Annotated in this window: 19 protein-coding genes; 8 read left to right on the top strand and 11 right to left on the bottom strand. The window is 58.7% G+C overall.

From position 1 onward, the window contains the following. The first annotated feature begins 103 nt into the window (after positions 1-103). The 4 genes from KW846_RS17945 (at position 104) to KW846_RS17930 (ending at position 5,226) form a co-directional block, all read left to right on the top strand. Positions 104-463: a cupin domain-containing protein gene (locus KW846_RS17945; RefSeq protein WP_007973008.1), complete on the top strand. Its 360-nt coding sequence runs from the start codon at positions 104-106 to the stop codon at positions 461-463. A 158-nt stretch (positions 464-621) separates the two neighbouring features. Continuing rightward, a complete protein-coding gene (locus KW846_RS17940; RefSeq protein WP_116582169.1) occupies positions 622-2,409 on the top strand; it encodes a choline dehydrogenase in 1,788 nt (595 codons plus the stop codon). 176 nt (positions 2,410-2,585) lie between these two features. Then, a complete protein-coding gene (locus KW846_RS17935) occupies positions 2,586-4,049 on the top strand; it encodes a cytosine permease (RefSeq protein WP_218483919.1) in 1,464 nt (487 codons plus the stop codon). A 64-nt stretch (positions 4,050-4,113) separates the two neighbouring features. Next, positions 4,114-5,226 (top strand): class II histone deacetylase, encoded by a 1,113-nt coding sequence (locus KW846_RS17930; RefSeq protein WP_218483917.1) that lies wholly within the window; start codon positions 4,114-4,116, stop codon positions 5,224-5,226. Positions 5,227-5,312: 86 nt separating this feature from the next. On the opposite strand, the gene KW846_RS17925 is transcribed toward KW846_RS17930, so the two are convergent. Beyond that, positions 5,313-6,230: a LysR family transcriptional regulator gene (locus tag KW846_RS17925; protein WP_218483915.1), complete on the bottom strand. Its 918-nt coding sequence runs from the start codon at positions 6,228-6,230 to the stop codon at positions 5,313-5,315. Positions 6,231-6,295: 65 nt separating this feature from the next. Here KW846_RS17925 and KW846_RS17920 point away from each other — a divergent pair, with 65 nt between their 5' ends. Together KW846_RS17920 and KW846_RS17915 are read left to right on the top strand one after the other, a co-directional pair. Beyond that, on the top strand, positions 6,296-6,913 hold the full coding sequence (locus tag KW846_RS17920) for a LysE family translocator (protein ID WP_218479857.1): 618 nt from the start codon (positions 6,296-6,298) through the stop codon (positions 6,911-6,913). Positions 6,914-6,989: 76 nt separating this feature from the next. Next, positions 6,990-7,277, top strand: a complete 288-nt coding sequence (locus tag KW846_RS17915; protein WP_081500958.1) for a MerR family transcriptional regulator — start codon at positions 6,990-6,992, stop codon at positions 7,275-7,277. Here the strand turns inward: KW846_RS17915 and KW846_RS17910 are convergent. From KW846_RS17910 to KW846_RS17870, 9 genes are all read right to left on the bottom strand, one after another. Then, entirely contained in the window at positions 7,263-7,640 is a 378-nt protein-coding gene (locus tag KW846_RS17910; RefSeq protein ID WP_081500954.1) for a c-type cytochrome, read from the bottom strand. The two genes, KW846_RS17915 and KW846_RS17910, sit on opposite strands and share 15 nt — an antisense overlap. 212 nt (positions 7,641-7,852) lie before the next feature. Next, positions 7,853-8,257 (bottom strand): DUF6632 domain-containing protein, encoded by a 405-nt coding sequence (locus tag KW846_RS17905; protein WP_218483913.1) that lies wholly within the window; start codon positions 8,255-8,257, stop codon positions 7,853-7,855. Positions 8,258-8,542: 285 nt separating this feature from the next. Further along, complete coding sequence (locus KW846_RS17900) at positions 8,543-9,676, bottom strand: aminotransferase class V-fold PLP-dependent enzyme (protein ID WP_218483911.1); 1,134 nt, start codon at positions 9,674-9,676, stop codon at positions 8,543-8,545. 338 nt (positions 9,677-10,014) lie between these two features. Continuing rightward, positions 10,015-10,422, bottom strand: a complete 408-nt coding sequence (locus KW846_RS17895; protein WP_218483909.1) for a hypothetical protein — start codon at positions 10,420-10,422, stop codon at positions 10,015-10,017. 71 nt (positions 10,423-10,493) lie between these two features. After that, positions 10,494-10,835 carry a YciI family protein gene (locus KW846_RS17890; RefSeq protein ID WP_116582183.1) on the bottom strand — a complete coding sequence of 114 codons (342 nt, stop codon included), beginning with the start codon at positions 10,833-10,835 and terminating at the stop codon, positions 10,494-10,496. A gap of 249 nt (positions 10,836-11,084) precedes the next feature. Continuing rightward, a complete protein-coding gene (locus KW846_RS17885) occupies positions 11,085-15,497 on the bottom strand; it encodes a response regulator (RefSeq protein WP_218483907.1) in 4,413 nt (1,470 codons plus the stop codon). A 38-nt stretch (positions 15,498-15,535) separates the two neighbouring features. After that, complete coding sequence (locus tag KW846_RS17880) at positions 15,536-16,690, bottom strand: two-component system response regulator (RefSeq protein ID WP_218483904.1); 1,155 nt, start codon at positions 16,688-16,690, stop codon at positions 15,536-15,538. Between the two features lie 276 nt (positions 16,691-16,966). After that, a complete protein-coding gene (locus KW846_RS17875; protein ID WP_218483903.1) occupies positions 16,967-17,773 on the bottom strand; it encodes a lytic transglycosylase domain-containing protein in 807 nt (268 codons plus the stop codon). A gap of 322 nt (positions 17,774-18,095) precedes the next feature. Beyond that, a complete protein-coding gene (locus tag KW846_RS17870; protein ID WP_116582229.1) occupies positions 18,096-19,478 on the bottom strand; it encodes a cytosine permease in 1,383 nt (460 codons plus the stop codon). A 336-nt stretch (positions 19,479-19,814) separates the two neighbouring features. Between KW846_RS17870 and KW846_RS17865 the strand changes: the two genes are divergently transcribed. Both KW846_RS17865 and KW846_RS17860 read left to right on the top strand, forming a co-directional pair. Beyond that, positions 19,815-20,873 carry a tartrate dehydrogenase gene (locus tag KW846_RS17865; protein WP_218483901.1) on the top strand — a complete coding sequence of 353 codons (1,059 nt, stop codon included), beginning with the start codon at positions 19,815-19,817 and terminating at the stop codon, positions 20,871-20,873. Between the two features lie 94 nt (positions 20,874-20,967). Continuing rightward, positions 20,968-22,320, top strand: a complete 1,353-nt coding sequence (locus tag KW846_RS17860) for a dicarboxylate/amino acid:cation symporter (protein WP_007972982.1) — start codon at positions 20,968-20,970, stop codon at positions 22,318-22,320. A 53-nt stretch (positions 22,321-22,373) separates the two neighbouring features. Here KW846_RS17860 and KW846_RS17855 read toward each other — a convergent pair whose 3' ends face one another. Next, positions 22,374-23,285 carry a LysR family transcriptional regulator gene (locus tag KW846_RS17855; RefSeq protein ID WP_007972980.1) on the bottom strand — a complete coding sequence of 304 codons (912 nt, stop codon included), beginning with the start codon at positions 23,283-23,285 and terminating at the stop codon, positions 22,374-22,376. Positions 23,286-23,654 lie beyond the last annotated feature (369 nt).

Below are 23,654 nucleotides of genomic sequence, written 5' to 3'. Positions count from 1 at the left end.
CCGTAACCTGAAGTGACTCAGGCTGAAATCTTGTCACTTGCCCGTATAGGAGCCTGACTTTAGCTTTGACGTCAATCCCAACACGCAATTCCGAGGTTTCATAATGCTCCTACCAATCCGTTTTTCTTCGACTGGCCCAAGTGACTGGCAGCAATTGCCGAACGAGGCTCTGGAACATGCCGAGCTGATCGAAGGCCGGCCGATGGGCCTGGATCATGCCTACTTCTGCCGTAGCGAGCCACCGGTGAAGTCGGGTATCTGGCGTTGCGAACCTTACACCGAGCGTTACGAGAACTATCCGGCTGATGAGTTCATGGTGGTACTGGAGGGGGAGGTCACTCTCGAAGCAGACGGTTTCTGCGAAACCTATACCCAAGGTGATTCCTTTCTGGTGCCCAAGGGGTTTCGTGGTGTGTGGCGTCAGCCAGTTCCGATGCTGAAGTTTTATGTGATTGTCGGTTAGCCAGCTGAAGAGTTGGGTGTGAGTCATAACAACCAATCGCAAAGCGCAAACTGAGCAATCGCTCCTTTAAACCAACCCGGACCCTGAACCTGGCGCGGACATTGCCGAGCGGGGTGAATGGGTCTGCCTCCAGCATTACGTCTGTGGGAATCATTACCATGTCGACTCTAAAGCAAACATCGTTATCCAGCCCGCAAGACGAAGGGCGCTATGACTACATCATCGTCGGTGCCGGCGCAGCCGGTTGCGTTATGGCCAATCGCCTTGGTGAAGACCCGGACTTGCGGATATTGGTGATCGAGGCGGGTGGCAGCGATGCCTCGCTCTTCGTGTCGATGCCGGCCGCACTGTCGATCCCGATGAACACCAAGCGCTTCAACTGGGGCATGAAGACCGAGCCGGAGCCTGGCCTGGACGGGCGGCAAGTGAACCTACCCCGTGGCAAAGGGCTGGGCGGCTCATCGTCGATCAACGGCATGTGTTGGGTTCGCGGAAACCCCATGGATTATGAGCTATGGGAGGCGCTGGGTGCCGATGGCTGGCGCTGGTCCAACGTGCTCCCTTACTTCCAGCGTCTGGAAAACGTCGAGGGCGGAGGCTCACTGCGCGGGGTCAATGGGCCGATGCACATCAAGCGGGGGCCGGAAACCAATCCACTCTATCGGGCCTTCGTCAAAGCCGGGAACGAGGCCGGCTACGCTTTAAGTGACAACATGAACAATCGGCAGCACGAAGGCTTTGGGCCGATGGAAATGAACGTTTGCGACGGGCGCCGCATGAGCGCTGCCCGGGCCTATCTGCGACCTGCCATCGCCCGGGGGAACGTACGTGTAATCAAGGGCGGCCTGGTTGACCGAGTGATGTTCGATGGCCGACGAGCAACCGGTGTTTTGTTTTCGGTAGCGGGCAAGCCAGCCCGAGCCATGGCCACGCGGGAAGTCATCCTGTCAGCTGGGGCCATCATGTCTCCGGTGATCCTCAAGCGCTCGGGCGTGGGACCTGCGAGGGAGCTCGCGCAGCAGGGTATTGCAGTGATCCATGACTCACCCGAAGTGGGCGAAAACCTGATGGATCATATGGAGCTCTACCTTCAGATGGAGTGCACCCAGCCGGTTAGCCTGTTTCCCACCCAGAGCCTTCTGGGCAAGGCCAGGATCGGTATCGAGTGGCTCGCTACCCGGCGCGGGCCTGGTGCGACCAACCACTTCGAGAGCGGCGGTCATATTCGCAGCCGGGCGGGCATCGTTTATCCCGACATCCAGTTTCACTTCCTGCCGCTGGCCATCTCCTATGACGGACAGACACTCGCCGCCGGGCACGGCTTCCAGGTGCATGTCGGCACAAAGCGTTCGAAGAGCCGCGGTTGGGTCAGGCTGCGTGACGCCCGTCCGGAAAGTTTGCCGCGAGTACGCTTCAACTACATGACCCATAGCGATGATTGGACGGAGTTCAGGGCCTGCGTTCGCCTGACGCGGGAAATCTTCGCTCAGCCGGCCTTCGCCCCTTATCGGGGTCGAGAACTGGCCCCGGGCGCGGCAGTGCAGGACGATGCCGCCATAGATGCCTTTCTCAAGCAGAAGTTGGAAAGCGCCTACCATCCCTGCGGCACTTGTCGTATGGGCAGCGACGAAGCTGCGGTGACATTCCCCGACGGTCGTGTGCGCGGCGTGGAAGCGCTGCGGGTGGTAGATGCCTCGCTGATGCCCGCTGCCACAGCTGGCGACTTGCAGGCACCAACACTGATGCTGGCCGAGCGGCTGTCCGATCTGATCCGTGGCCGTCACCTGCCGGAGGCGCAGGGCGCCGAGTTACTGGCAGATCCGCAATGGGCCACCCGGCAACGCGGCCCCAATATCACCCGAGACTATTCCGGCGAGCGAAATCGGCTAGCGGCCGCGTTATTGGAAAATGCCAAGGGACAACAGCTGCCGATGGTGGCGGGTTGAGTCACAGCGTTACCGGGCAACGAAGCTACGCATAATCGAGCTTTCGTTCTGCTTTCAGCTGTACAGGTAATAAAAGTTACTGCGATTGACCAGCAATTGGAGGGTGCCCCGGAAAGTTTGATGAATGAAGCCTCAGTGATTCAGCCCCGATCAATCTCAATTAGGAAAACAAGAAAATGGGAACGACATCAAACGGGAAAACAACCACGGTGACGCCTGTCATTCAGCAGGGCCGACTCGATGGTGCGGAACGGCGCTCTGTAGATTTCGTACCGGTGGCGGAGCGCCATGGCACGGTGCGACATCTCGGTGCGGTCTGGTTAGTTGCCAACATCAACCTGACCGCAATGGCTACCGGCGTTACCACACTGGCGCTTGGCGGTTCACTGTTCTGGACTCTGGTTGCCACCGTGTTCGGTTCACTGTTCGGAACCCTTTTCATGGCTCTGCATTCTTCGCAGGGGCCTCACCTGGGTCTACCGCAGTTAGTTCAGTCCAGAGCACAGTTCGGATTTTTAGGGGCCGCGATCACGGTGTGGGTCTTCGCCTTTGTGAACTACTTCAACTACAACGTCGCCGACGCGATCCTTGCAGGATCGAGTCTGCATTTCCTCCTCGGGATTCCAACTTCATGGGGGTTCCCAATCGCGGTATTGGTCGCCGGTACCTTGGCGCTGTATGGCTACCGGTGGATCCATCGGGTTAACCGATTCCTGGTCGCACCGCTGGCCTTGACGGTCGTGATACTCACCTTTGCTGCGGTGGCGCGGGGCGGGATTCCTTCGGGTGCTTTCACTCCGGGGCCCATTCAATGGCATTCGTTCGCGACCACCTTCGTAATCGTCGCAGGTTTCCAGCTTGGTTGGGCGCCATACGTATCGGACTACTCCCGCTACCTCCCACCCACCGTTTCCACTCGATCGTCGTTCCTGTGGACCTATCTGCCTTCAGCGATATCAGCGCTATGGGTGATCGGCCTTGGCTCCTTGCTCGCGGCAGCGACCCCCGGCGTCTCCGTCATCATGGCGATCGCGCAAGGTGGCGACGCCCTGATGGCAGGAGGTGGTCGAATAGCCGTCGCATTGTTGTTCATCGGTCTTCTGGTGGTGATGGCGCTCAACGCTTACGGAGGCAGCTTGACCCTGATCTCGATCGTCGACTGTTTCCGTCGGGTCCGGCCATCGTTGTTTTTGAGGGGCATCACAATCGTCGCGATGACCCTGTCCGTAGGCTTTGTCGCGGCAATGGTCGGGGAGGAACAATTCAATGTTTTCTACGGCAACGTATTGGTATTTCTGGCCTATCTGTTCACACCATGGACTGCAATAAATCTGGTGGACTTTTATATCGTTCGCAAGGGGTGTTATTCGATCCGCGAACTCTTCAATCCGGCCGGTATTTACGGCCGATGGGGATGGCAAGGAAACGTCGCCTATATCGGAGCACTGGTGATGATGGTGCCGTTTTTTGTCACCGAGCCTTTCACTGGATGGATAGCTCACCGGATGGGTGATATCGACATCTCGATGTTTGTAGGTCTTGTAGTCGCAAGCCTCCTCTATTTGCTCACATCTCGGACTCTTGATTTGAGCTACGAGCGAAGCCTGGTGGAAAAAGAAGGAATAGCTGGCGAGCTATGAAGGCAGCCCGATGTTTCGGGCAAAGAACTTATCCCTATCGACACGAAAAAGTAGAGTTAGAACCATGACGACAACCGGCTGGATTTGGGACGAAAGATTTATGACTCATGACACGCGGGCTTGGAGCCTACCGTGGCAGGAACCCATCGACCATCCTGAGAAGGGCGATACCAAGCGACGCTTTGCAAGCCTCGTCAAGCGAAGCGGCCTCGATCAATACCTTGTTCCGTTACCCTTCAGCCCGGCCTCGGAGTCCGATCTGTTGCGGGTGCACACTCCGGAGTATGTCGATCGAATCCTGAACCCGACCGGTCCTGTGTGGAGCGATGCAGGCGACGGTGAAACGCCCGTCGGACCAGGGTCGGCAGACATTGCCAGACTTGCCGCAGGCGCTGTCATCTCGGCGTTCAATGCAGTTGTATCGGGTACTGTGACGAACGCCTACGCGCTCATTCGACCGCCAGGACATCATGCGATTGCCAGTCAGGGTATGGGCTATTGCATATTCCACAACACCGCGGTCGGAATCCGCCATTTGCAGCAAACAGGAGCGGTGAAACGAGTCGCGGTCATCGACTGGGATGTTCATCATGGTAACGGGACCGAGACCCTTTTTTATGACGATCCGTCGGTGCTGACTATCTCTCTTCACCAGGACGACCTTTACCCCATCGGACGCGGAAAGGTACAAGACATCGGAACGGGTCCCGGACTGGGTGCCAACCTGAATATTCCACTACCCGCAGGGTCGGGCCGAGGGGCCTACCTGGGCGCATTCGAGCGTGTCGTAATGCCTGCGGTGCGCCGTTTTCAACCGGATCTCATCGTGATTGCGAGCGGATTTGACTCCGCTGCGATGGACCCCTTTGGCCGCCAACTCCTGTACTCCGCGGCATATCGCGAGCTGACGACTCAGGTAATGAATCTGGCAGAAGAAGTGTGCAAATCGCGGGTCGTCGCTGTGCATGAGGGGGGCTACGATCCGTTGATGGGACCATTCTGCGGTCTCGCTGTGGTTGAAACACTTGCAGGGCGGCGAACCGCAGTCGAGGACCCATGGATGAACACAGTCGCGAATCTTCCGGAACAAGCTTTGTTGCCGCACCATGACGCAGCGATACGAGCGTGTGAACAACTTCTCACGGGAGTACCTGATGGGTCCAAGAGCGCGCAATAACGGGGAATTTCAATAGCCTTCCACCGAAGGGGCAGCCATTTGGCGATGAGGCGCCAGTGCTGACAAGCGCTGCGCCTCGACAAGACTCAGCCCACTGCCTGCAACCAGTTAAGTAAATCCATTTCCAGGCTGCCTGGCTGAGGGGGGGTGGGAGATAACAGGCAATAGCGTGTGCCGTCTTCAATAAATCCTAATGGCGCGGCTAACACGCCGCTCTGGATATCGTCGCGCACTAAGTGCCATGGGCCAATGGCCACCCCGAGGCCTGCGACAGCCGCCTGGATGCTGAAATAAAAGTGCTCAAAAGATTGCATCTCCATGGCAGGAGCGGGCAGTTCTTTTGCAGTAGCCCACTCCTGCCAAGCGGTAGGTCGGCTATTAGTCTGAAGCAGCGGGGCCGAGGAACGCAGGCATTTTCTGCTTTTGCCAAACCATTGATCTACCTTTTCCGGCCGGCATACAGGGCCGATCTTCTCAGGGAATAGGGTTTCGGCATGATAGTCGGAGGGGCGAGGAAAATCGTCCCGCCGAATGGCCAAGTCGATGCCGTGGTCGAATGAAAAGATGCCGCCGCCGGCCACTAAATGAATGTCCAGCCCTCGATGTTGTGTTTGGAAGTCGCTCCAACGAGGGATCAACCATCGCATTAACAGTGTTGGCTCGCAGGACAGGACAAGCTGACGGGTACGACGGGCGTCGGTGCGTATTTCGCGAACGGCCTGGTTCATCAATCCAAGCCCTTCACTAACTGCTTTCACCAGGCGTTTGCCGGCGTCAGTTAAAAAAACCCTTCGGTTACGCCGCTCGAACAGGTCAACGCCCAGATCCTCTTCAAGCAAGCGTACTGCTCGACTTATGGCACCTGGTGTCAGGTGCAGTTCGTCAGCCGCGCGTGCGAAGTTTTCGAGCCGTCCGGCGGATTCGAAGCAACGCAACGCGAGCAGAGAAGGCAGGCGAGCCTCGGTGATTAGTGATTTGAAGTCACTATGTTCATCAGAAATCATCGTTATTACCAAAGAGCAGGATCTGTAAACATCGCTTTCTACTACCAATAATTGAAGGATGTCGTATGAGCGAATGGATAGCAGTAATCACCATTACAATACTCGCATGCATCAGTCCTGGGCCAGATTTCGCCATGGTTTCTCGCAACGGATTGCTGCTGTCTCGACGGGCGGGCGTCCTCACAGCTGCAGGAATTGGTATGGGGGTGCTTGTCCATGTCTGCTATACGCTGCTCGGACTAGGGTTAGTGCTTCAACAAACGCCTTGGTTGTTCAATGCGCTGAAGCTGGCTGGAGCTGCGTATCTCGTCTATCTAGGCATCCAGATGCTTCGATCCAAGCCGGCTATCGAACAGCTGGACGCACCGCCACCCGCCATGTCCGATCTGGCAGCTCTGCGGACGGGATTTCTCACGAACGCGTTGAATCCGAAAACATCGATCTTCATCGTCAGTCTGTTCATGGGTGTTATACAACCGGACACCGCCCTGACAATGCAAATTGCATATGGGCTGTTTATCGCTGGGGCGCACGCAGTGTGGTTCAGCCTCGTCGCGCTTTGCTTCTCAGCGGGAATGGTGCGCGAGAAATTGGTGGCTGCACGGCTATGGATTGACCGAGTTTTTGGCGGCCTGCTCGTGAGCTTCGGGATATTACTGACAATCGCTCAGCGTTCAGCCTGAGTTGAATTAGCCTTTGCGCAGGGCCTTTCAAGCACACCGCCTGTTCGAGTTGTTTCTAGACCTGACTCTTTTGTGTATGAGTCTTTACTTGGGCAGTTTGAATGACCGCTATTCGGGGTGCACTGCCAAAGCCATTCGATTATATGAGCAGATGGGCCTGCTGAGCCCGCAGCGCCGTGGCAGTTATCGGTTGTACACGGCCCATCACCTGACGCAGGTGCAGATGATCCGCACGGCCCAGGCGGTGGGGTTCAAGCTGGGACGGCGGAGCCTGAAATGGACAAGGCAGGGTAGGGGTTGCCCCAAGGGACAGAGTCAAGCGCGGGCGTCAGGACCCGGCACTTCAAGATCATCGTTTTTGTGAAATCACACCCCCCATGTATTGATTCAAATCGCGCAGATCCTTAACGCTCCATGCGTGCGGCGATAGCTTTACGCCATTCTCCCGCAAGGTTCCTGGAATCAAGTCGCCATTTGGGCGAAGTATTATCGAAGAGACAATCACGCCCGGATAATCATTCAATCGCTTTTTGAAAGCGGACGTTGTCAGATCAGGCGTAGGTGGATTGCTTTTATTGGCCAGTGGTCCTGTTGCCTTGAGATCTGTTCCGTGGCACATGCTGCATCGCTGTAGATAGAGATTTTTTCCATTGGCATTATCCGCGAAGGCCAGTGAAGTTTGAGTCAGCGATAAAATTCCCAGCGAAGCGATGAACAGTATTTTCATTGTTTTTATCTTCCTTGATGGGCTCAGCGTCGATCGGACGCGATCTGGTGCGCGGGAAAGATATCAGCCGTCGCGTCGGCCCCCAAGCGGTCTGATCGACCCTTGGCTTGGGTCGATCGGCGATGAGTAGGCATCGAAGCCCAAATCGCGGGCAGCACGGCAAGTACTGTCTACGCAGTATTCCCGGGATGAAAGTCGTGTCATGCCTGTTCTCAGGCCCGATTGTGTGTCCCGGGCCGAGCGGCCAATTGCGAGCGGGGCGTCAAGATGGCCAAGGCAACCGTCACGATGAAGAGCGCCGGCACGTCACCTGCCAAGTGCCCCATTTGCCCCGGCTGGGTGACGGTCTGGACGGCCATGATTGCTGCGTGTACGGCGCTGGACCACACGGTGAACCAGATCAGGCTCAGATTGGCTAATGGATCACGTGCGGCCAGGATCAAGAACACGCCAAGTGTGGCGTAGATGCCAACGATCATCATCGGGTAGTCCGAGTGACCGACGTGCCAGGCCCAGCCGGACGGCCAGAACAACATGAGTGGGTAGAGAGCAAGGCACGCGAGGCCAGCCAAAACCAGGGCGACACGCAAATACCTGAGGCGATCGACTAAGGTCATGGCGGACTCCTCATTGGGCCTGACTCTAATTTGACCCCAAGTGGGGTAATAACGCCTTCACGGGCTTGGTGGATAACAATCTGCTCAATCAGTTCCGGCAGTAGACCAAGCATAGGCCTCGTTGCTTGGTGGTGCACATGTGCCCCTGTAGGAGCTGCCGGAGGCTGCGATCTTTTGATCTTGCTTTTGCGATCTGGAGATTGCTGAGGATCAAAAGATCGCAGCCTTCGGCAGCTCCTACAGATATTTCGTTATCTGTGTCCCCCCGGGATTCCTTGAAGAACCTTAGTTAACCATCACCTCGTCCAGCGCCTGCTCGAGGGTGCTGACCGTGCGCTCGATATTGTGCAGCTTTTCGAGTCCGAACAGACCGATGCGGAAGGTCTGGAAGTCGGCCGGTTCGTCGCATTGCAACGGCACTCCGGCGGCAATCTGCAGGCCGTGGTCGGCAAATTTCCTGCCGCTCTTGATGTCGGCATCATCGGTGTAGCTCACCACTACGCCAGGGGCCTGAAAGCCGGCTGCGGCCACGCTTTTGATGCCTTTGCCGGTCAACATGGCGCGCACCCGGTCGCCCAGCGCCTGTTGTTCGCTGCGGACCTTGTCGAAACCGTAGGCTTGCGTCTCTTTCATCACTTCGTTGAATCGCGCGAGGGAGTCGCTGGGCATGGTCGCATGGTAGGCATGTCCGCCCTGTTCGTAGGCCTGCATGATCTGCAGCCACTTTTTCAGGTCGCAGGCGAAGCTGCTGCTTTGCGTCTGTTCGATGCGCTCGAGGGCCAGGGAACTGAACATCACCAGGGCGCAGCAAGGGGAGGCGCTCCAGCCTTTCTGCGGTGCGCTGATCAGCAGGTCGACTGCGCATTTGTGCATATCAACCCAAATGGTGCCTGAGGCGATGCAGTCCAGCACGAACAGGCCACCCACCGCATGCACGGCGTCACCGACGGCCCGCAGGTACTCGTCGGGCAGGATAATCCCCGATGAGGTTTCAACGTGGGGGGCAAAGACTATCTGCGGCTTGTGCGCCGCAATGGCTGCCAGCACTTCGTCCAGAGGAGGTGGGGTGTAGGCAGCCTGGCGACCCGTGTCGACCGGTCGGGCTTTCAGCACCGTGGTGGCCGCCGGGATGCTGCCCATCTCAAGGATCTGGCTCCAGCGATAACTGAACCAGCCGTTGCGTATCACCAGGCATGGCTGGTCGGTGGCAAACTGTCGCGCCACCGCTTCCATGCCGAATGTGCCGCTGCCCGGGACCACCGCAACAGCCTGGGCGTTGTAGACCTGTTTCAGGGTCGTGGAAATGTTCTTCATCACGCCTTGAAATGACTGCGACATGTGGTTGAGCGAGCGGTCGGTGTAGACCACTGAGTACTCGACCAGCCCCTCGGGATCGATACTGGGATATAGCTTTGACATGGGGTGACTCCTTTGGCAGGGATCTCAGTGGTATCGACCCTGCCCTAAGCCTTGGCAAATGACAAGATTGCTCGGGATTGAATGGCGACTTCTGTCGAGCGGTTGGCATCCTCAGGTCGATTGCTGGGCGTAGCAATGCTCGCAGGTGGCGGCTGAGTTATGGGAGAGTGGGCCTTGAAGGTTCCTGCTTCCTCAGGGCGTGAAGCGGACATCCGGCAATCCCTCGAAGACGTATTCCAGGCACCGTCCGGGAAGGGGAAGTCCAATGTGTGCCTCAGAGATCAGGACCGGCATTGGTCTCGCTGCGGGCGAGCGCCAGTAGCTCTCGCCTGCAGTCCTTAAAATAGCCTGGTGATTTCATTCAGGATCCGATCCTGGGTTTGAGTACTTGGCCTGTGGCGATAAGCTACTGCGAGAAAGGCAACGCCTTCGTAGTCGCAGCGAATCGAAAAAGTCATGCCTTCACGCAACCCATAAACTGATCTTTCTCCTGCTTCAACAAAATATCTCGCTTTCGTAAGAGCCGCTCTGGCGTGCTGCAGGCAACCCGTTTGGCTAAGTGAGTGTTGTAGCCAACTGGTTGTGATTCGCACAGACGACGTCTCGCTGTCATCGACAGGTGGTCGAGTAATTTCTTTATTCGCTGCAGTCAGGTTTTCGTCGCTGGTGCAAGCGGTCAGCCCCATTGAGATAACACCCAGTAGAAAACCAAGACGAACGCTTGAATGCTTGAGTGGATTTCGCATGGTGGGGCGTACCTGTGATGATCTGCAATGAATGAAGTGTCAGGCCGCACTTGCCGGTTTCCGTGCTGCCCTCAGGACTGCGGGTCGAACCCGAAGACGCGCAGTTCCTGGTCGCAGCGACAGGCCTTGGCGATGCGCGCCGCCCACGCTATGGCCTCATCGCGCGAAGGCAGTTCCAGCACGGTGAAGCCCCCGTCGAGCGTGGGCGCCCAAGGATAGCCGCCCATTGCAACCGCGCCGTCGGCAGAGACCAGTACGGGCGGTACGTCGTTGTCGATTCCGCCGCCGAAGACGTAGACACCGGCGGTTTTCGCCTCATCAATCACAGCGTGTGAGTCGCGGCGCACCGCTTCCCATTCGCCATCGGGCACCACCATCGCCGCGCTTGGAAAAGAGATCAGGTATTTGGCCACGGTGCTTCTTCCAGGAGTTGATGGCGGTCGTGATGCCTGCGGGCGGCCTGCACCGTCCAATGGACTCGCTGGCTGCTCGGGCAAGCGTTTAAAGGCTAGCGCATTGGGCCTCCGCAAGGCTGCCGCTCGTCGGCGACAACTCCTGGCCGAAAGCTGCACGTTGCGAGGGACTGAAAACGACCCTGGCAGCCAGTCATTTGGCGCCTGCAATAGGTGATTGATACAAAATCCAGAATGACGAAGTGACGGTCATTCGGGGTGCAGGGCGGAGCGTTCGATTTCGCCTTGCAGCAACGCCAGGGCCCGATCGAAGTCGAAGCGCTCGAGCTGCTGCGCTACCCGGCTCAGACGCCTGGCCAATGCATCATCGAGGGACAGGCGCCGTAACTCATCAAGGGCCTCGATGGCGGCGGTGTCACTCTCGGCCAATAATTGCCTGAGCCGGGTGAGCCGGCCACTGAGTTCCGCCTCGTGTTGCGGCGGCTGCGCCCCTGAAGCCGTTTTTTCCTCGGGCAAAAGCGCCAGCGCGCTCAAAACGGGTATCAAACACCGACTGACCTCGGTCAAGTGAGCTTGCACTCCATCGCTCGGCTCGCCAGCCCGGCACGCTTGTTCCAGCTGGGCTGCAGCCTGTGCCAGCGCCTTGGCACCGATGTTCCCCGCGTTACCACGCAACGTGTGAGCCATTCGAACAGCCGCCATCGGATCGGCATCGGTGATTGCCGTTTTGAACTGTTCGACGAAGTTCTTCTGGGTCTCATGGAATGTGCGCAACAGTCGCAAGTAAAGGGCAGTCTTGCCCGAGCAGGCAGCCAGCCCGGCGACCTGATCGATACCTGCAAGCTCGGTGGGCAACTGTCCTGATGTCTCGGCAACGCTCGTCTCCCGCGCCCGACTGCCACGCCCGGGCCGTGGCTTGATCCACCTGGCCAGCGTGGCGAACATGCTGTCTACATCCAATGGCTTGGACAGGTGGTCATTCATGCCGCAGGCCAGGGCGCGTTCGCGGTCCCCGGCCATGGCGTCGGCGGTCATGGCGATGATCGGCAATGCCGCGAAGTTCGATTGCTGGCGAATCCTGCGGGTCGCGGTATAGCCGTCCATCACCGGCATCTGGCAGTCCATCAGCACACCGTCGAAATCGCCGTCCCGGGCCAACCAGTCGAGGGCCTGTTGGCCATCGAATGCCAGCTCGAGCTCGATGCCTGCCTCTTGCAACAAGTCGCACGCCAGCTCCCTGTTCAGTTCGTTGTCCTCCACCAGCAGCAGTCGCGCACCCTCCAGGCGTGCCATGTTGTCAGCGCTCTGCTCGTTGCGCTCATGGGCGCGGGTAGCGGTTTGGGGCACTTTGCCGAACACTGTACCTATGGCTTCCAGCAAGGTGGACGGCGTGACCGGCTTGGTCAGCACCACCGGCAGATGTACGTCCTGGTGCCTGGCCTGTTCAAGTAACTCCTCGCGATCAAGGGCGGTGACCATGATGACCGACGGTGTGCGTGCCAGGTTGGCGGAGCGCATCTGGCGGACCGTCTCCACCCCATCCATGCCCGGCATCCGCCAGTCCATCAGGACCAGGTCGAACGGCAACGAATCTTTCTCGGCCTGCGCCAGCATGCGCAGGGCCATGCGACCACTTTCGGCGACGTCCACTTCGACACCGAAACTGTGTGCCATGCCCGAAAGAATTTCCCGGGCACTGGCGTTGTCATCGACCACCAGCACGCGGATGCCCAGCAGCTCATCGGCGGTGAACATGCGTCGCGCAGTCGCCGCCGCCTGCAGGCCCAGACTTACGCAAAAGTGAAACGTCGAACCGCTGCCCAGTGTACTTTCGACCCAGATGCGGCCTCCCATCATCTCCACCAGACGCTTGGAAATCGCCAGGCCCAGGCCGGTCCCTCCATACTTGCGAGTGGTGGAACTGTCGGCCTGGATGAAAGACTGAAAAATTCTCTGGCATTGCTCTTCGCTCATGCCGATGCCTGTGTCACGCACCCAGAAATGCAGCTCGACCTTGCCCTCGTCACTCCCCACGCGCTCGATGCCCAGCACGATTTCACCCTGTTCGGTGAACTTCGTCGCGTTGTTGCCCAGGTTGGCCAGGACCTGGCCCAGCCGCAGCGGGTCGCCAATCAGTGCAGTCGGCAGATCGGCTACCGTGCTGTAGAGCAGTTCCAGGCCTTTATCCTCGGCTCTCAGGCCCACCACGTTGGTGAAATTCTCCAGCACGTCTTCCAGGCGGAACGGAATAAGCTCCAGGTCCATCCTGCCGGCTTCGATCTTGGAGAAATCGAGGATGTCGTTGATGATCCCCAGCAGGTTCTCCGCCGAGCGATGCACCTTCACAATGTAGTTGCGTTGCCGGTTATCGAGGTCGGTGCGCAGCGCCAGGTGACTCATGCCGATAATGGCGTTCATCGGCGTGCGGATTTCATGGCTCATGTTGGCGAGGAATTCGCTCTTGGCCCGTGTCGCCTCTTCGGCGATCTCCCGGGCGTGCTGCACTTGCGCCTCGGCGGCCTTGCGGTCGGTGATGTCGTAATACCAACTGGCGCTGATGTTGCGCTCACCGAGTGTCAGGGGGACGGCCGAGAGCAAGACCTCGAAACGCTTTCCTCCATCGCGCTGCAGGCTGGCCTCGAAGTTTAAAACCGCGCCCTTGGCGGCTGCGGCCAGGAAACGGTCGTGTGCCTGTGCGTCGCACCAGAAGTGACTTTCATCCATCTCGCCCAGTTGCTCGCGGCTGACGCCGAACAGGCCCTCCAGCTCCGGGTTGCAGTAACTCAGGCGGCCATCATCGCCACGGATCAGCATGGCCACCGGACTGCTGTCCAATACCGCACGCAACTGCGTTTCGCTGGATTTGAGCGCCGCTTGCATCTGCCGCCGCTCACTGACATCGCGAACCGAGGCGCAGATACAGGTGCCACGCCCCTCCAGAAGCGGCAAGTGCGACAGGCCGATCTCCACGGCAAACAGGCTGCCATCCTTGCGAAGGCCCTTGAGGTCGTCCATGTTCGCGCCCATCTGCCGGGTGTTGCCATGGGCGATGAAGCCATTGCGCAACGCCACATGCCGACCGCGCGCCGCATCAGGCACCAGCCGCTCGATGGTCTCGCCCACCAACTCACCTGTGGCATAACCGAACAGCGTGTCCAGTTGCGGGTTGGTCATCAGGATCTCGCCCTCGGCATTGATGACGATCATGCCGTCCGGTGCCGCCTCGAGGATCGCGCGGTACCAGGCCTTGGTGGCACGCAAGGCAGTCTGTTGTGCCTCCAGCTCCTTCGATTGCAGCTCCAGGCGCAAGGCCTGCTGACCCATTTCATCGGCCTGGCGCCGGGTCTCGCTCAGCAAGGATTGCACCGCCAGATGACGCTCCATCACCGCCATTGCACCGGCCAGGCGTGGCATGGCCTCCTGCAACAGCGACTGTTCACGGGCCCCCAGCGCTTGATAACCCGCCAGTTCGAGCACGCCGAGCAGACGCTCACCACGCAAAACCGGCTGCATCAGCAGATAGCTCGCCGGCACTTCACCCAACTGCGAATGCAACCGTCCGAGCGGCTGCGTCAACCCCTGCAATTCGCGGGGCGCACGATCCAGCGCGCATTGTCCTAGAAGGCCGGCTCCCAGAGCCACCGTCGGCGCCGGCGGGTAATCGGGATCAGTCGCGTAACCGCCAATCAGTTGCAGGCTTTCATCCTGCTCTTGCAGGCTATAGAGCACGCCCCGGCATATGCCGAGCATGCTCGCCATATGCCGCAAAAAGACCTGGGCCAGCTCCCGTGGCGTTTCCGCTTGTGGCAAGTCGGCCTGGAGTTGCTCGGTTTGTGCCTTGACCCAGCGTTGGCGCTCCAGTTGTTGCGACTCGGTTTGCAGTGTCGCGATTGCACGCGCCAGATCACCGGTTTCATTTTGCAGATCGGTATGGGGAATCGTCCCGTCCAGTCGGCCGGCGGTCAGCTCGTCAACGGCGGCGCGAACCCGGTAAAGGGGCAGGCGAATCGAACGGCTGATCAACCAGCCCATCAACCACGCCAGTGCCAGGCCGCCCAGCAGCAATTGATAAGTGAGCCGGGTGCTGCGCCCGGCAAAGTCTGCGATCTGTTTGGCCGTGTCATGAATGGAGGCCTGTTTGATTCGCGCCATCTCCTTGAGCAAGTTGTCCCCTCGCTCATCCAGCCCCTGGAACCCGACGCTATTGATCATCCGCAAGGCTTGCGCCTGATCCCCAGCGGCAAGTTCCAGTGCTGCCTCACCGTCGTGCAGCAAACGCTTCAACAAAACTTCGAACGTGGCGAATCGCTCCTGGTTTTCCTCGCGCCAGAGGGTCGGTTGTGTCTGTAGCAGCGCCTCTTGAAGATGTTGTCGAGCCTCACGAAATTGCTCGACGCCCTTGCTACGATCATCTGCGTTGTTGCCGCCGACGGCATGCTGCAATCCCTGCATGAGATGCGACATCTGCACCCGTGCTTCCTGCAAGGGTTCGATGCCCGCCAACTCATGCTGGTACAGCCTCTGCATATCCGCTTTCAACAAATCCTGGGTACGCAGGCTCTGCACGCCGAGTACCAGAACCAGCGCCGCTAGCGTCGCGAAGCCGAGGATCAGCTTGATACGAAGAGGCAGGCGTTCAAGCTGAGCGAGTACTCGGGTCATGGCAATTCCCGTTGATGAAAAACCGGCGCGTTGACCGTTCAGGGTTTCTGGAGAGTGCGTTGCAGGTCGACCAGCATGGCCATGTCCTGATCGCTGTCCGCAAAGCGCTCGGCAATGAGATGGAATTGCTCGGCGTTGGCAAGAAAGGCATCACAGACGTCTGGGTCGAAGTGGCTCGCGCGCCCCTGCCGAATGATCTCCACGGCCTGTTCATGCGGCATTCCAGCCTTGTACACACGACGACTGATCAGCGCGTCATAGACATCCGCCACCGCCATTAATCGGGCACTCATCGGGATTTCTTCGCCAACCAGTCCCTGCGGGTAGCCGCTGCCATCCCACTTTTCCTGGTGGCTGTAGGCGATTTCCTTGGCCATGCGCAGAAAATCCACCGAAAGGCCCAACTGATCCTCGGCACGCTGGATGGCATCGCGCCCCAGGGTGGTGTGGGTTTTCATGATCTCGAATTCTTCCGGGGTGAAACGCCCCGGTTTAAGCAGGATGTGGTCAGGAATGCCGATCTTGCCGATATCGTGCAGCGGTGCCGACCTGAACAGCTGGCGGATGCTGTCATCGTTCAGGAACGGATTGAAACGCGGGTGATCGCGCAGCAGCTCGGCCAGCAGCCTGACGTAGTGTTGGGTACGACGGATGTGGTTGCCCGTCTCGTTATCGCGGGTTTCGGCCAGTGAAGCCATGGCCTGGATAGTGACGTCCTGAATGGCTATGACCTCACGGGTGCGGCGCTGGACTTCCTGTTCGAGGAAGTCATTCTGATCGCGTAGGAAGTCAGCCGCGGCCTTGATCTTCAGTTGGGTCTGCACCCGGGCCAGGACCAATGGCGGACTGATCGGCTTGGTGATGTAGTCGACCGCGCCCAGCTCCAGGCCCTGGATTTCGTTTTCCATTGACGCCAGGGCGGTGAGGAAAATGATTGGAATCTGGCGGGTGCGCGGATCTTGTTGCAGCAGCCGGGCGACGTCATGCCCCGACAACCCTGGCATCATGATGTCGAGCAGGATCAGGTCCGGCAGTGGATTGTTTTGCAGCACGCGCAACGCCGTTTCGCCGCAGTTGGCGGCCTTGACCCGATACCTGTCCTTGAGCAGGTCGGTCATCAGCATCAAGTTGTCTGGCGTGTCATCGACCACCAGAACGGTGGCCGCAGGATAAACATCCTGTTCAATATCCATGTTTTTTGGCTCCGCTGCCCTATGAAGGACTGCGCAAAGTCCCTCCATAGCAGACAAGCGTAGCTCTATTCGTCGCAATTGCTGATGGAGAGCCAAGGCCGCTCAATAGCCGCCCTCGGAAAACACGGAATTGCGAAACGCCCGCTGAACGATTCAGCCAATCTGTTGCAACGACCGGTTGAATCCACAGCCGATAGCGACCGGTGAGCGTGGAAGATCGCTTGAGTCATTTCCCGCCCGGCGTATTAGCTGTTTCGGGTTATGCGCCCTACGGCACTAGCGATGGTTGCGATAGCGTTCGGTCAAGGACTGCACGAGGGTGACGTAGGATTGCGTCTCGGCGTAGGGAGGCACGCCGTTGTACTCGGCCACGGACGCTTCGCCGGCGTTGTAACCTGCCAACGCCAGCACCTGGTTGCCGTTGAAACGCTTGAGCAGCCAGGCCAGGTAGCGCACGCCGCCACGAATGTTCTGTCGTGCGTCGAACGGATCGTCCACGGCGAAGCGCTCGGCGGTGGCGGGCATCAACTGCATCAGCCCTTGGGCGCCGGCTTCGGAAATGGCGTAGGGGCGAAACGCCGATTCGGCATGTATCACGGCGCGGACCAGCGCCCGATCGACACCATAAAGACCCGAAGCGGCTTCGATCTCCCGGCGATAGGATTGGGTGTCCAGGCGCAGTGAGGCGACCTTGAAATCCTTCGGCGCCCTGCACAGGTAGCAGCCCTTGATGAAATAGAGATCAATGACATCGACCCGTGCGGAAATCCCGACGGGGCGCCGGCTCACATATTGACGAACACCCCTGTGGATGAAGGTGAATACCCGAACCCGCACCGCGTCTGTGTTGTCGTCCCGCACAAACCGTGGCAGGGCCATTGCCTTGGTGCCGACACCGGCGCCGGCCATGCCATTGAGGCGAGTGCAGCGGGCGCTGGCGATGGCTTGGCTGGTGTAGCTGATGGCTCCGTCCCTGGCCTGGCACTTGTACATGGCGCTGGCGCACAGTGGAGCGACCAGCAAGGTCAGCCCGATGCAGCCAAGAAGGCTCTTGCGAGCCCATCGCCATGCTCTGCAACTCATCACATCGCTCCGCGCCGCAGGCGCCGATCAGGCCTGGGGCGGCTGGCCCGGGCGCTGCCTTTGGAGGGCCTGTTCCGGGTGACCCGCCTTTTGATTTGATAGTTATACGCCTTGTAATCGGCCTTGGGACTTGCGTTGACGTACGGGCTGCCGGCGACTCATGGTTGCCGGTCAGCATCGGCAGAAATTGGCCGATTGATGCCTGTCGCGAAGGACTGAAACCGGCCAAAAGCAGCCCCCCAAAGCATCTATCAAACCGGGGACAATTCACTGTATCGTCGAATGGCTGTAGGCGAAGCGTTGACGACGTCTCTCGCTTCGCCTATTCGAGAGATCTTTGACCAAACATGCGCGAGCTTTTAACAACGGGTCGGCTGTTGACCGCACAGTACAGCCCCCCGGCCAACACCAACCCCATCGCCCAACTAATGTCGGCGCCTAGCCAGTTCGCTACAAAGCCTGTGTAGAACGAGAGTTTCATGAAGGGAATCGTGCCGATTATCGAAACGGCATAGACCATGAGGGTTCGCCCGTTGAAGCGGGCGTAGCGGCCTTTAGGGTCGTACAGGTCACCTACTTCATAGTGGCCGCGACACACCCAGTAGTAATCAACCAGGTTGATCGCACTCCAGGGAATCAGCAAATACAACTGACCGATCAGAATATCCGCAAAAAACGTGTCAAAACGGTACTGGGTGGCTATGGCGATCAGGGTCGCAGCAACGGTCAAAATGGCCATCACCAATGCTTTTGCTGGAGCCGTGACGTATTTGAGCCCTCCAAAGGCTCCGAATATCGTGACCGAAGACATATAGGCGCTGTACAAGCAGAGTACGTTGTACTGGATGACGCCAAGCGCGATCACGCCCAGTACCAAAGGTGCCCACGGGCCAAACAACATGGCAATGGCGGTTGCAGGGTCGCGCTCAAGCGCTGCAGGTATCGCTACTGCCAGTAAAGCGCCTAATGCCATCATGGCAAAAGAGCCCAGTGCGCAACCACAATAGGTTGTCCAGAACGTGGCACGGGTGCTCACGTTCGCGGGGAGGTAACGCGAGTAGTCTGCCACGTAGGGGCCGTAACCTAAGGTCCAGGAGGCAGCCTGCGCTATGACCAGGTTAAAGGCCGCCAACGTAAAGCCCGTACCTGAGACGGTTGTTGATGCCGCGTCGCTGGGGTGCAGCAGGATCAAGGCCAGGGCGCTTGCAAACACCAAGGTAGATAACAGGCTCATCCACGCCCCCATACGGTGGATCAGCTCGTAGCCTATAAAACCAATGATGAAAGTCAGAATGCCGACCACCACAATGGCCTGGTCGTCGCTCATTGGCACCAGCGCCTTTAAGGCATCGCGCATCAAGACGCCACTGGCGGCAAGAAATAGCACCGCCGCCGTGACCATTACCAGCAGGGGGATCGCGGCGCCGTAAACACCGAACTGTGCCCGGCTCTGGATCATTTGTGGAACCCCCAAGTGAGGTCCCTGGGCGGAGTGCGCGGCCATGAACACGGTGCCGACCAGATTGCCAATCAGCAGGCCCAGCAATGTCCAGCCGAAGCTCAACCCCGAGGCGATACCCAGCGTACCGACCATCAAAGCGGTCACTTGGAAATTGGAACTGAACCAGATGGTGAACAACCGCCGTGGCGTTCCGTAACGTTCACTGTGAGGGACAAACTCGATACTACGCTTTTCCAGCTTCACGACCGCCTCCTGATTTATTTTTATGATTATCAGATAGGCATCGATAGCTTTTCGGCCCAGCTGCGAACGCCTCATAGCTAGTAGCGCCATACCCTCGCGTAAATTGCAGGCGTTTTCACACAGGCTGGACCCAGAGCTGCCTGTCGCAGTCACCCCGGAATAATCCAGCGATGCCAATAACAGCGTGTGTAGAAAGCCCAGCAGCAATTAATGAATTGAATTTAATAATGTAGTGATTTTGAGTTAACCAACGCCTGTTGCTCACTTCGTATATTCCAGCCACACGCCGGCTGATCTCCCTTCGAAGGCGCACGAAAATAAAAGGTGGAGTTGACGATGAACACTTACAAAATTGCAGCGGTTCCTGGTGACGGTATCGGCGTGGAGGTAATCGACGCGGGTGTTGAAGTGCTCAAGGCACTGGCCGAATGCCTGGGCACCTTTGCCCTGGACTTCAAACATTTTGACTGGAACTCTGACAACTTCCTCAAAAACGGCCACTACATTCCCGAAGGTGGCCTGGAAGAGCTCAAGACATTCGATTCCATTTTCTTTGGTGCCGTGGGTGCGCTCAATGTGCCGGACCACGTCTCCCTCTGGGGCCTGCGCCTGCCGATCTGCCAAGGCTTCGACCAATACGCCAACGTGCGTCCGGCTCGCGTGTTGCCGGGTGTAAAAAGCCCACTGAACAACGGCCACGAGATCGATTGGGTGGTGATCCGCGAAAACTCCGAAGGCGAGTACTCCGGCAACGGTGGCCGGGTGCATCGGGGCTTGCCGGAAGAGGTGGCCACCGAGGTGTCGGTGTTTACCCGTGCCGGTGTCGAGCGAATCCATCGCTTTGCCTTCGAGCTGGCGCGTACCCGGCCACGCAAGCACCTGACCATGGTCACCAAGTCCAATGCCCAGCGCCATGGCATGGTGCTGTGGGATGAGATTTTCTACGAAGTGGCGAAGGACTTCCCTGACGTGAAAATCGACAAGGAGCTGGTAGACGCCGTGACCACCCGCATGGTGCTCAAGCCATCCACCCTGGATGTGATCGTGGCCACCAACCTGCACGCCGACATTCTCTCGGACCTGGCTGCTGCGCTGTCGGGCAGCCTGGGCATCGCGCCCACCGCCAACCTCAACCCGGGCAAGAAATTCCCTTCGATGTTCGAGCCCATCCACGGCTCCGCCTTTGACATCACCGGCAAAGGCGTGGCCAACCCGATCGCGACCTTCTGGACCGCCGCCATGATGCTCGACCACCTGGGCGAGGTGCAGGCATCGCGTCAGTTGATGTCGGCCATCGAAGCCGTGACCGAGGCGGGCGTGCATACCCCTGACCTGGGCGGCACGGCCACCACTCGCCAGGTGACCGATGCAGTCATTGCGCTGCTGCGGCGTTAAACACTTCCTTATCGTGCTATTGCGCCACGGGGGCCGGTCACTCGGACCGGACTCCCGGGCATTTCCTGACAACAATAAAAATTCAGGGTCCGCCATGAAACGCATACTCGGCAAACTCTATGTACAAGTACTCATCGCCGTCGTACTCGGTGCAATCGTCGGGGTGCTGTTTCCCGAAACAGGGACAGCGCTCAAACCCATCGGCGACGGCTTCATCAAACTGATCAAGATGCTCCTCGCCCCGGTGATTTTCCTGACGGTGGTCAGCGGCATCGCACGCATGGAAAACATGAAGGAACTGGGGCGCGTGGGCGTGCGCGCATTGCTCTACTTCGAAGTGGTGTCCACCTTGGCCCTGGCCATCGGCCTGATCGTGGTGGATGTGTTCAAGCCTGGTGCCGGCATGAACATCGACCCCAAGGCACTGGACACCTCCAGCATTGCCACCTACACCACCCAGGCACCGCACAACTCGTTCATGGATTTCATCCTGAGCATCATTCCGGACACCATCGTCGATGCGTTCGCCAAGGGGAATGTGCTGCAGATCCTGCTGTTCTCTATCCTGCTCGGCGTAGCCCTGGCCAATGCCGGCCCCCGCGCCAGGATCTTCATCGACGTCATCGACAGCCTCATGCGCGGCATGTTCAACATCGTCAACATGGTGATGCGTCTGGCGCCCCTCGGCGCGTTCGGGGCCATTGCTTTCACCATCGGTAAATACGGTTTCGGCTCGATGTTCTCGTTGGGCAAGTTGATGGCCTGTGTGTACCTGACCTGCGTGGTGTTCGTGATCTTCGTGCTGGGGCCGATCTGCCGCTACAGCGGGTTCAGCTTGTGGAAGTTCCTGCGCTACATCAAGGAAGAGCTGTTCACCGTACTGGGCACCAGTTCCTCGGAGTCGGTGCTGCCACAGATGATCACCAAAATGGAACAGGCAGGGTGCTCCAAGCCGGTGGCCGGCATGATGATTCCCGCCGGGCTGAGCTTCAACCCGGACGGCCAGGCCATCTACTACACCATCGCCGCCATCTTCATCGCTCAGGCGACCAACACGCCATTGACCTTGACCGACCAATTGATTGTCCTGGCGGTGTTGATGTTCACCTCCAAGGGTTCGGCGGGGGTGAGTGGCTCGGGCTTCATCATCCTCGCCGCGACGCTGGCCTCCCTGGGCAACATTCCGGTGTCAGGCATGGTGCTGCTGCTGGGTGTCGATCGATTCATGTCCGAGGCCCGCGCCATCACCAATACCATCGGCAACGGGGTAGGGTGCCTGGCCATTGCGAAGTGGGTGGGGGCGCTGGATACAGCCCGGCTGAAACGGGTGCTCGATGGTGAAGAGCAGGTGGTGGAGGAGGTGGCAGCCGCCAAGGCCCCGAGCTTCACCTTGCAGCCTGAAAATGCCCATCCATTGGGTGGTGTGAAAACAGCCTCCCACATCTGATCGAAAGGTCGTCATTGAGCTGTCGATTTCCCCGTGGAGTCGACAGCATTTTTTTATCCGCGGTCTTCGATGTTATCGATCTGCTTGAAGCGTTCGATCAGAAAGTCGATCAGGCTGCGTACCCGGGCTGACAGGTGCAGTTGCTGCGGGTAGACCGCATACACGTCTGCGCGGGTGGGGGTATGGTCCTCCATCACCAGGCGCAGCCGCCCGCTGCGTACATAGCGGGCGATGTCCCACTCGGCGCGCAGCAGCACACCGTAACCCTCCAGCGCCCAGTTCAGGGCGACCTCACCGTCGTTGCAGCCCAGGGCCCCGCGAACCTTGATGCTCTCGGTCCGCCCGCCGTTGTTGAAGTTCCATACACCGTAGGGGGATTCGTTCTGGCGAATGAAAATGCAGTTGTGGTTTTGCAGGTCGGAGAGTTTTTCCGGGGTCCCATGCTTATCCAGATAAATCGGCGAAGCGCACAGCAACCGCCGGTTTGAGGCAATTTTGCGGGCATGTAGCGCAGCGTCCGGCAGCGTGCCGAAGCGAATGCCCAAGTCGAAGCCGTGGGTGGCGAGATCCAACGGGTGGTCACTGATTTCCAGCTGGATTTCCACCTCCGGATAACGGGCGTAGAAAGCCGCCAGCGCAGGGCCGATATGCCGACGGCCGAAACCCAGTGATGCGTTCACCCGGATCAGCCCCTTGGGCGTGGCGCGGCTGCTGCTGACCAGCTGCTCCATTTCGTCGACCTGGGTAAGAATGCGCGCGGTATGCGCGTAATACAGTTCACCCTCGGGGGTAAGGCTCATGGAGCGGGTCGTGCGGTTGACAAGCTGAACCCCCAGCCGTGCTTCCAGCGAAGCCAGGCGTTTACTGACGGCCGGTGGCGTCACGCCAAGCTCCCTGGCGGTGGCGACCAGGCTGCCCTGTTTAGCCAGCAGGAAGAAAAAACCCAAGTCCTGGGTGTTCGTCATTCATGACTCCAGATTAATTATCGCGTTGTTTTACGCTAAACCATCGCTTGCGTTTCAATACATATACTCCAGCCGATCCTGCGCGAAAAGCCTTTGTGTCTATGCCGTTTTCGCAGATGTGAGCGATTGGCCGGGCATGAGCCGTGAGGATCGCGGGCCTGGTTTTTACTGAGAGGAGGGTGATGCAAGGACCTGCGGTCCAGGCGTGGCAGAAAGGCTCAGGGCATTGGCAGGAAAGGGTGTTGCTGAGGGCATTACATGGGATCGGGAAGCACAACCTGTGGCGAGGGAGCTTGCTCCCGTTGGGGCGCGCAGCGGCCCTGCTCTTTGTTTAAAAAAAACAGGGGTCTGCTGCGCAGCCCAACGGGA

The sequence above is a fragment of the Pseudomonas sp. PDM32 genome, from assembly GCF_019219225.1.
Taxonomy (GTDB): Bacteria; Pseudomonadota; Gammaproteobacteria; order Pseudomonadales; family Pseudomonadaceae; genus Aquipseudomonas; species Aquipseudomonas laurylsulfatiphila.
Note: the sequence above shows the minus strand (reverse complement) of the source record. Positions and strands in the feature narration are given on the sequence as shown.

Excerpts from the sequence above, each read along its gene's own strand:
- KW846_RS17925 (WP_218483915.1), bottom strand. The coding sequence starts at position 6,230 with ATGATTTCTGATGAACATAGTGACTTCAAATCACTAATCACCGAGGCT.
- KW846_RS17855 (WP_007972980.1), bottom strand. The coding sequence starts at position 23,285 with ATGACGAACACCCAGGACTTGGGTTTTTTCTTCCTGCTGGCTAAACAG.
- KW846_RS17905 (WP_218483913.1), bottom strand. The coding sequence starts at position 8,257 with ATGACCTTAGTCGATCGCCTCAGGTATTTGCGTGTCGCCCTGGTTTTG.
- KW846_RS17920 (WP_218479857.1), top strand. The coding sequence starts at position 6,296 with ATGAGCGAATGGATAGCAGTAATCACCATTACAATACTCGCATGCATC.
- KW846_RS17940 (WP_116582169.1), top strand. The coding sequence starts at position 622 with ATGTCGACTCTAAAGCAAACATCGTTATCCAGCCCGCAAGACGAAGGG.
- KW846_RS17860 (WP_007972982.1), top strand. The coding sequence starts at position 20,968 with ATGAAACGCATACTCGGCAAACTCTATGTACAAGTACTCATCGCCGTC.
- KW846_RS17935 (WP_218483919.1), top strand. The coding sequence starts at position 2,586 with ATGGGAACGACATCAAACGGGAAAACAACCACGGTGACGCCTGTCATT.
- KW846_RS17930 (WP_218483917.1), top strand. The coding sequence starts at position 4,114 with ATGACGACAACCGGCTGGATTTGGGACGAAAGATTTATGACTCATGAC.
- KW846_RS17885 (WP_218483907.1), bottom strand. The coding sequence starts at position 15,497 with ATGACCCGAGTACTCGCTCAGCTTGAACGCCTGCCTCTTCGTATCAAG.
- KW846_RS17875 (WP_218483903.1), bottom strand. The coding sequence starts at position 17,773 with ATGAGTTGCAGAGCATGGCGATGGGCTCGCAAGAGCCTTCTTGGCTGC.
- KW846_RS17945 (WP_007973008.1), top strand. The coding sequence starts at position 104 with ATGCTCCTACCAATCCGTTTTTCTTCGACTGGCCCAAGTGACTGGCAG.
- KW846_RS17895 (WP_218483909.1), bottom strand. The coding sequence starts at position 10,422 with ATGCGAAATCCACTCAAGCATTCAAGCGTTCGTCTTGGTTTTCTACTG.
- KW846_RS17880 (WP_218483904.1), bottom strand. The coding sequence starts at position 16,690 with ATGGATATTGAACAGGATGTTTATCCTGCGGCCACCGTTCTGGTGGTC.
- KW846_RS17865 (WP_218483901.1), top strand. The coding sequence starts at position 19,815 with ATGAACACTTACAAAATTGCAGCGGTTCCTGGTGACGGTATCGGCGTG.
- KW846_RS17915 (WP_081500958.1), top strand. The coding sequence starts at position 6,990 with ATGAGTCTTTACTTGGGCAGTTTGAATGACCGCTATTCGGGGTGCACT.
- KW846_RS17910 (WP_081500954.1), bottom strand. The coding sequence starts at position 7,640 with ATGAAAATACTGTTCATCGCTTCGCTGGGAATTTTATCGCTGACTCAA.
- KW846_RS17900 (WP_218483911.1), bottom strand. The coding sequence starts at position 9,676 with ATGTCAAAGCTATATCCCAGTATCGATCCCGAGGGGCTGGTCGAGTAC.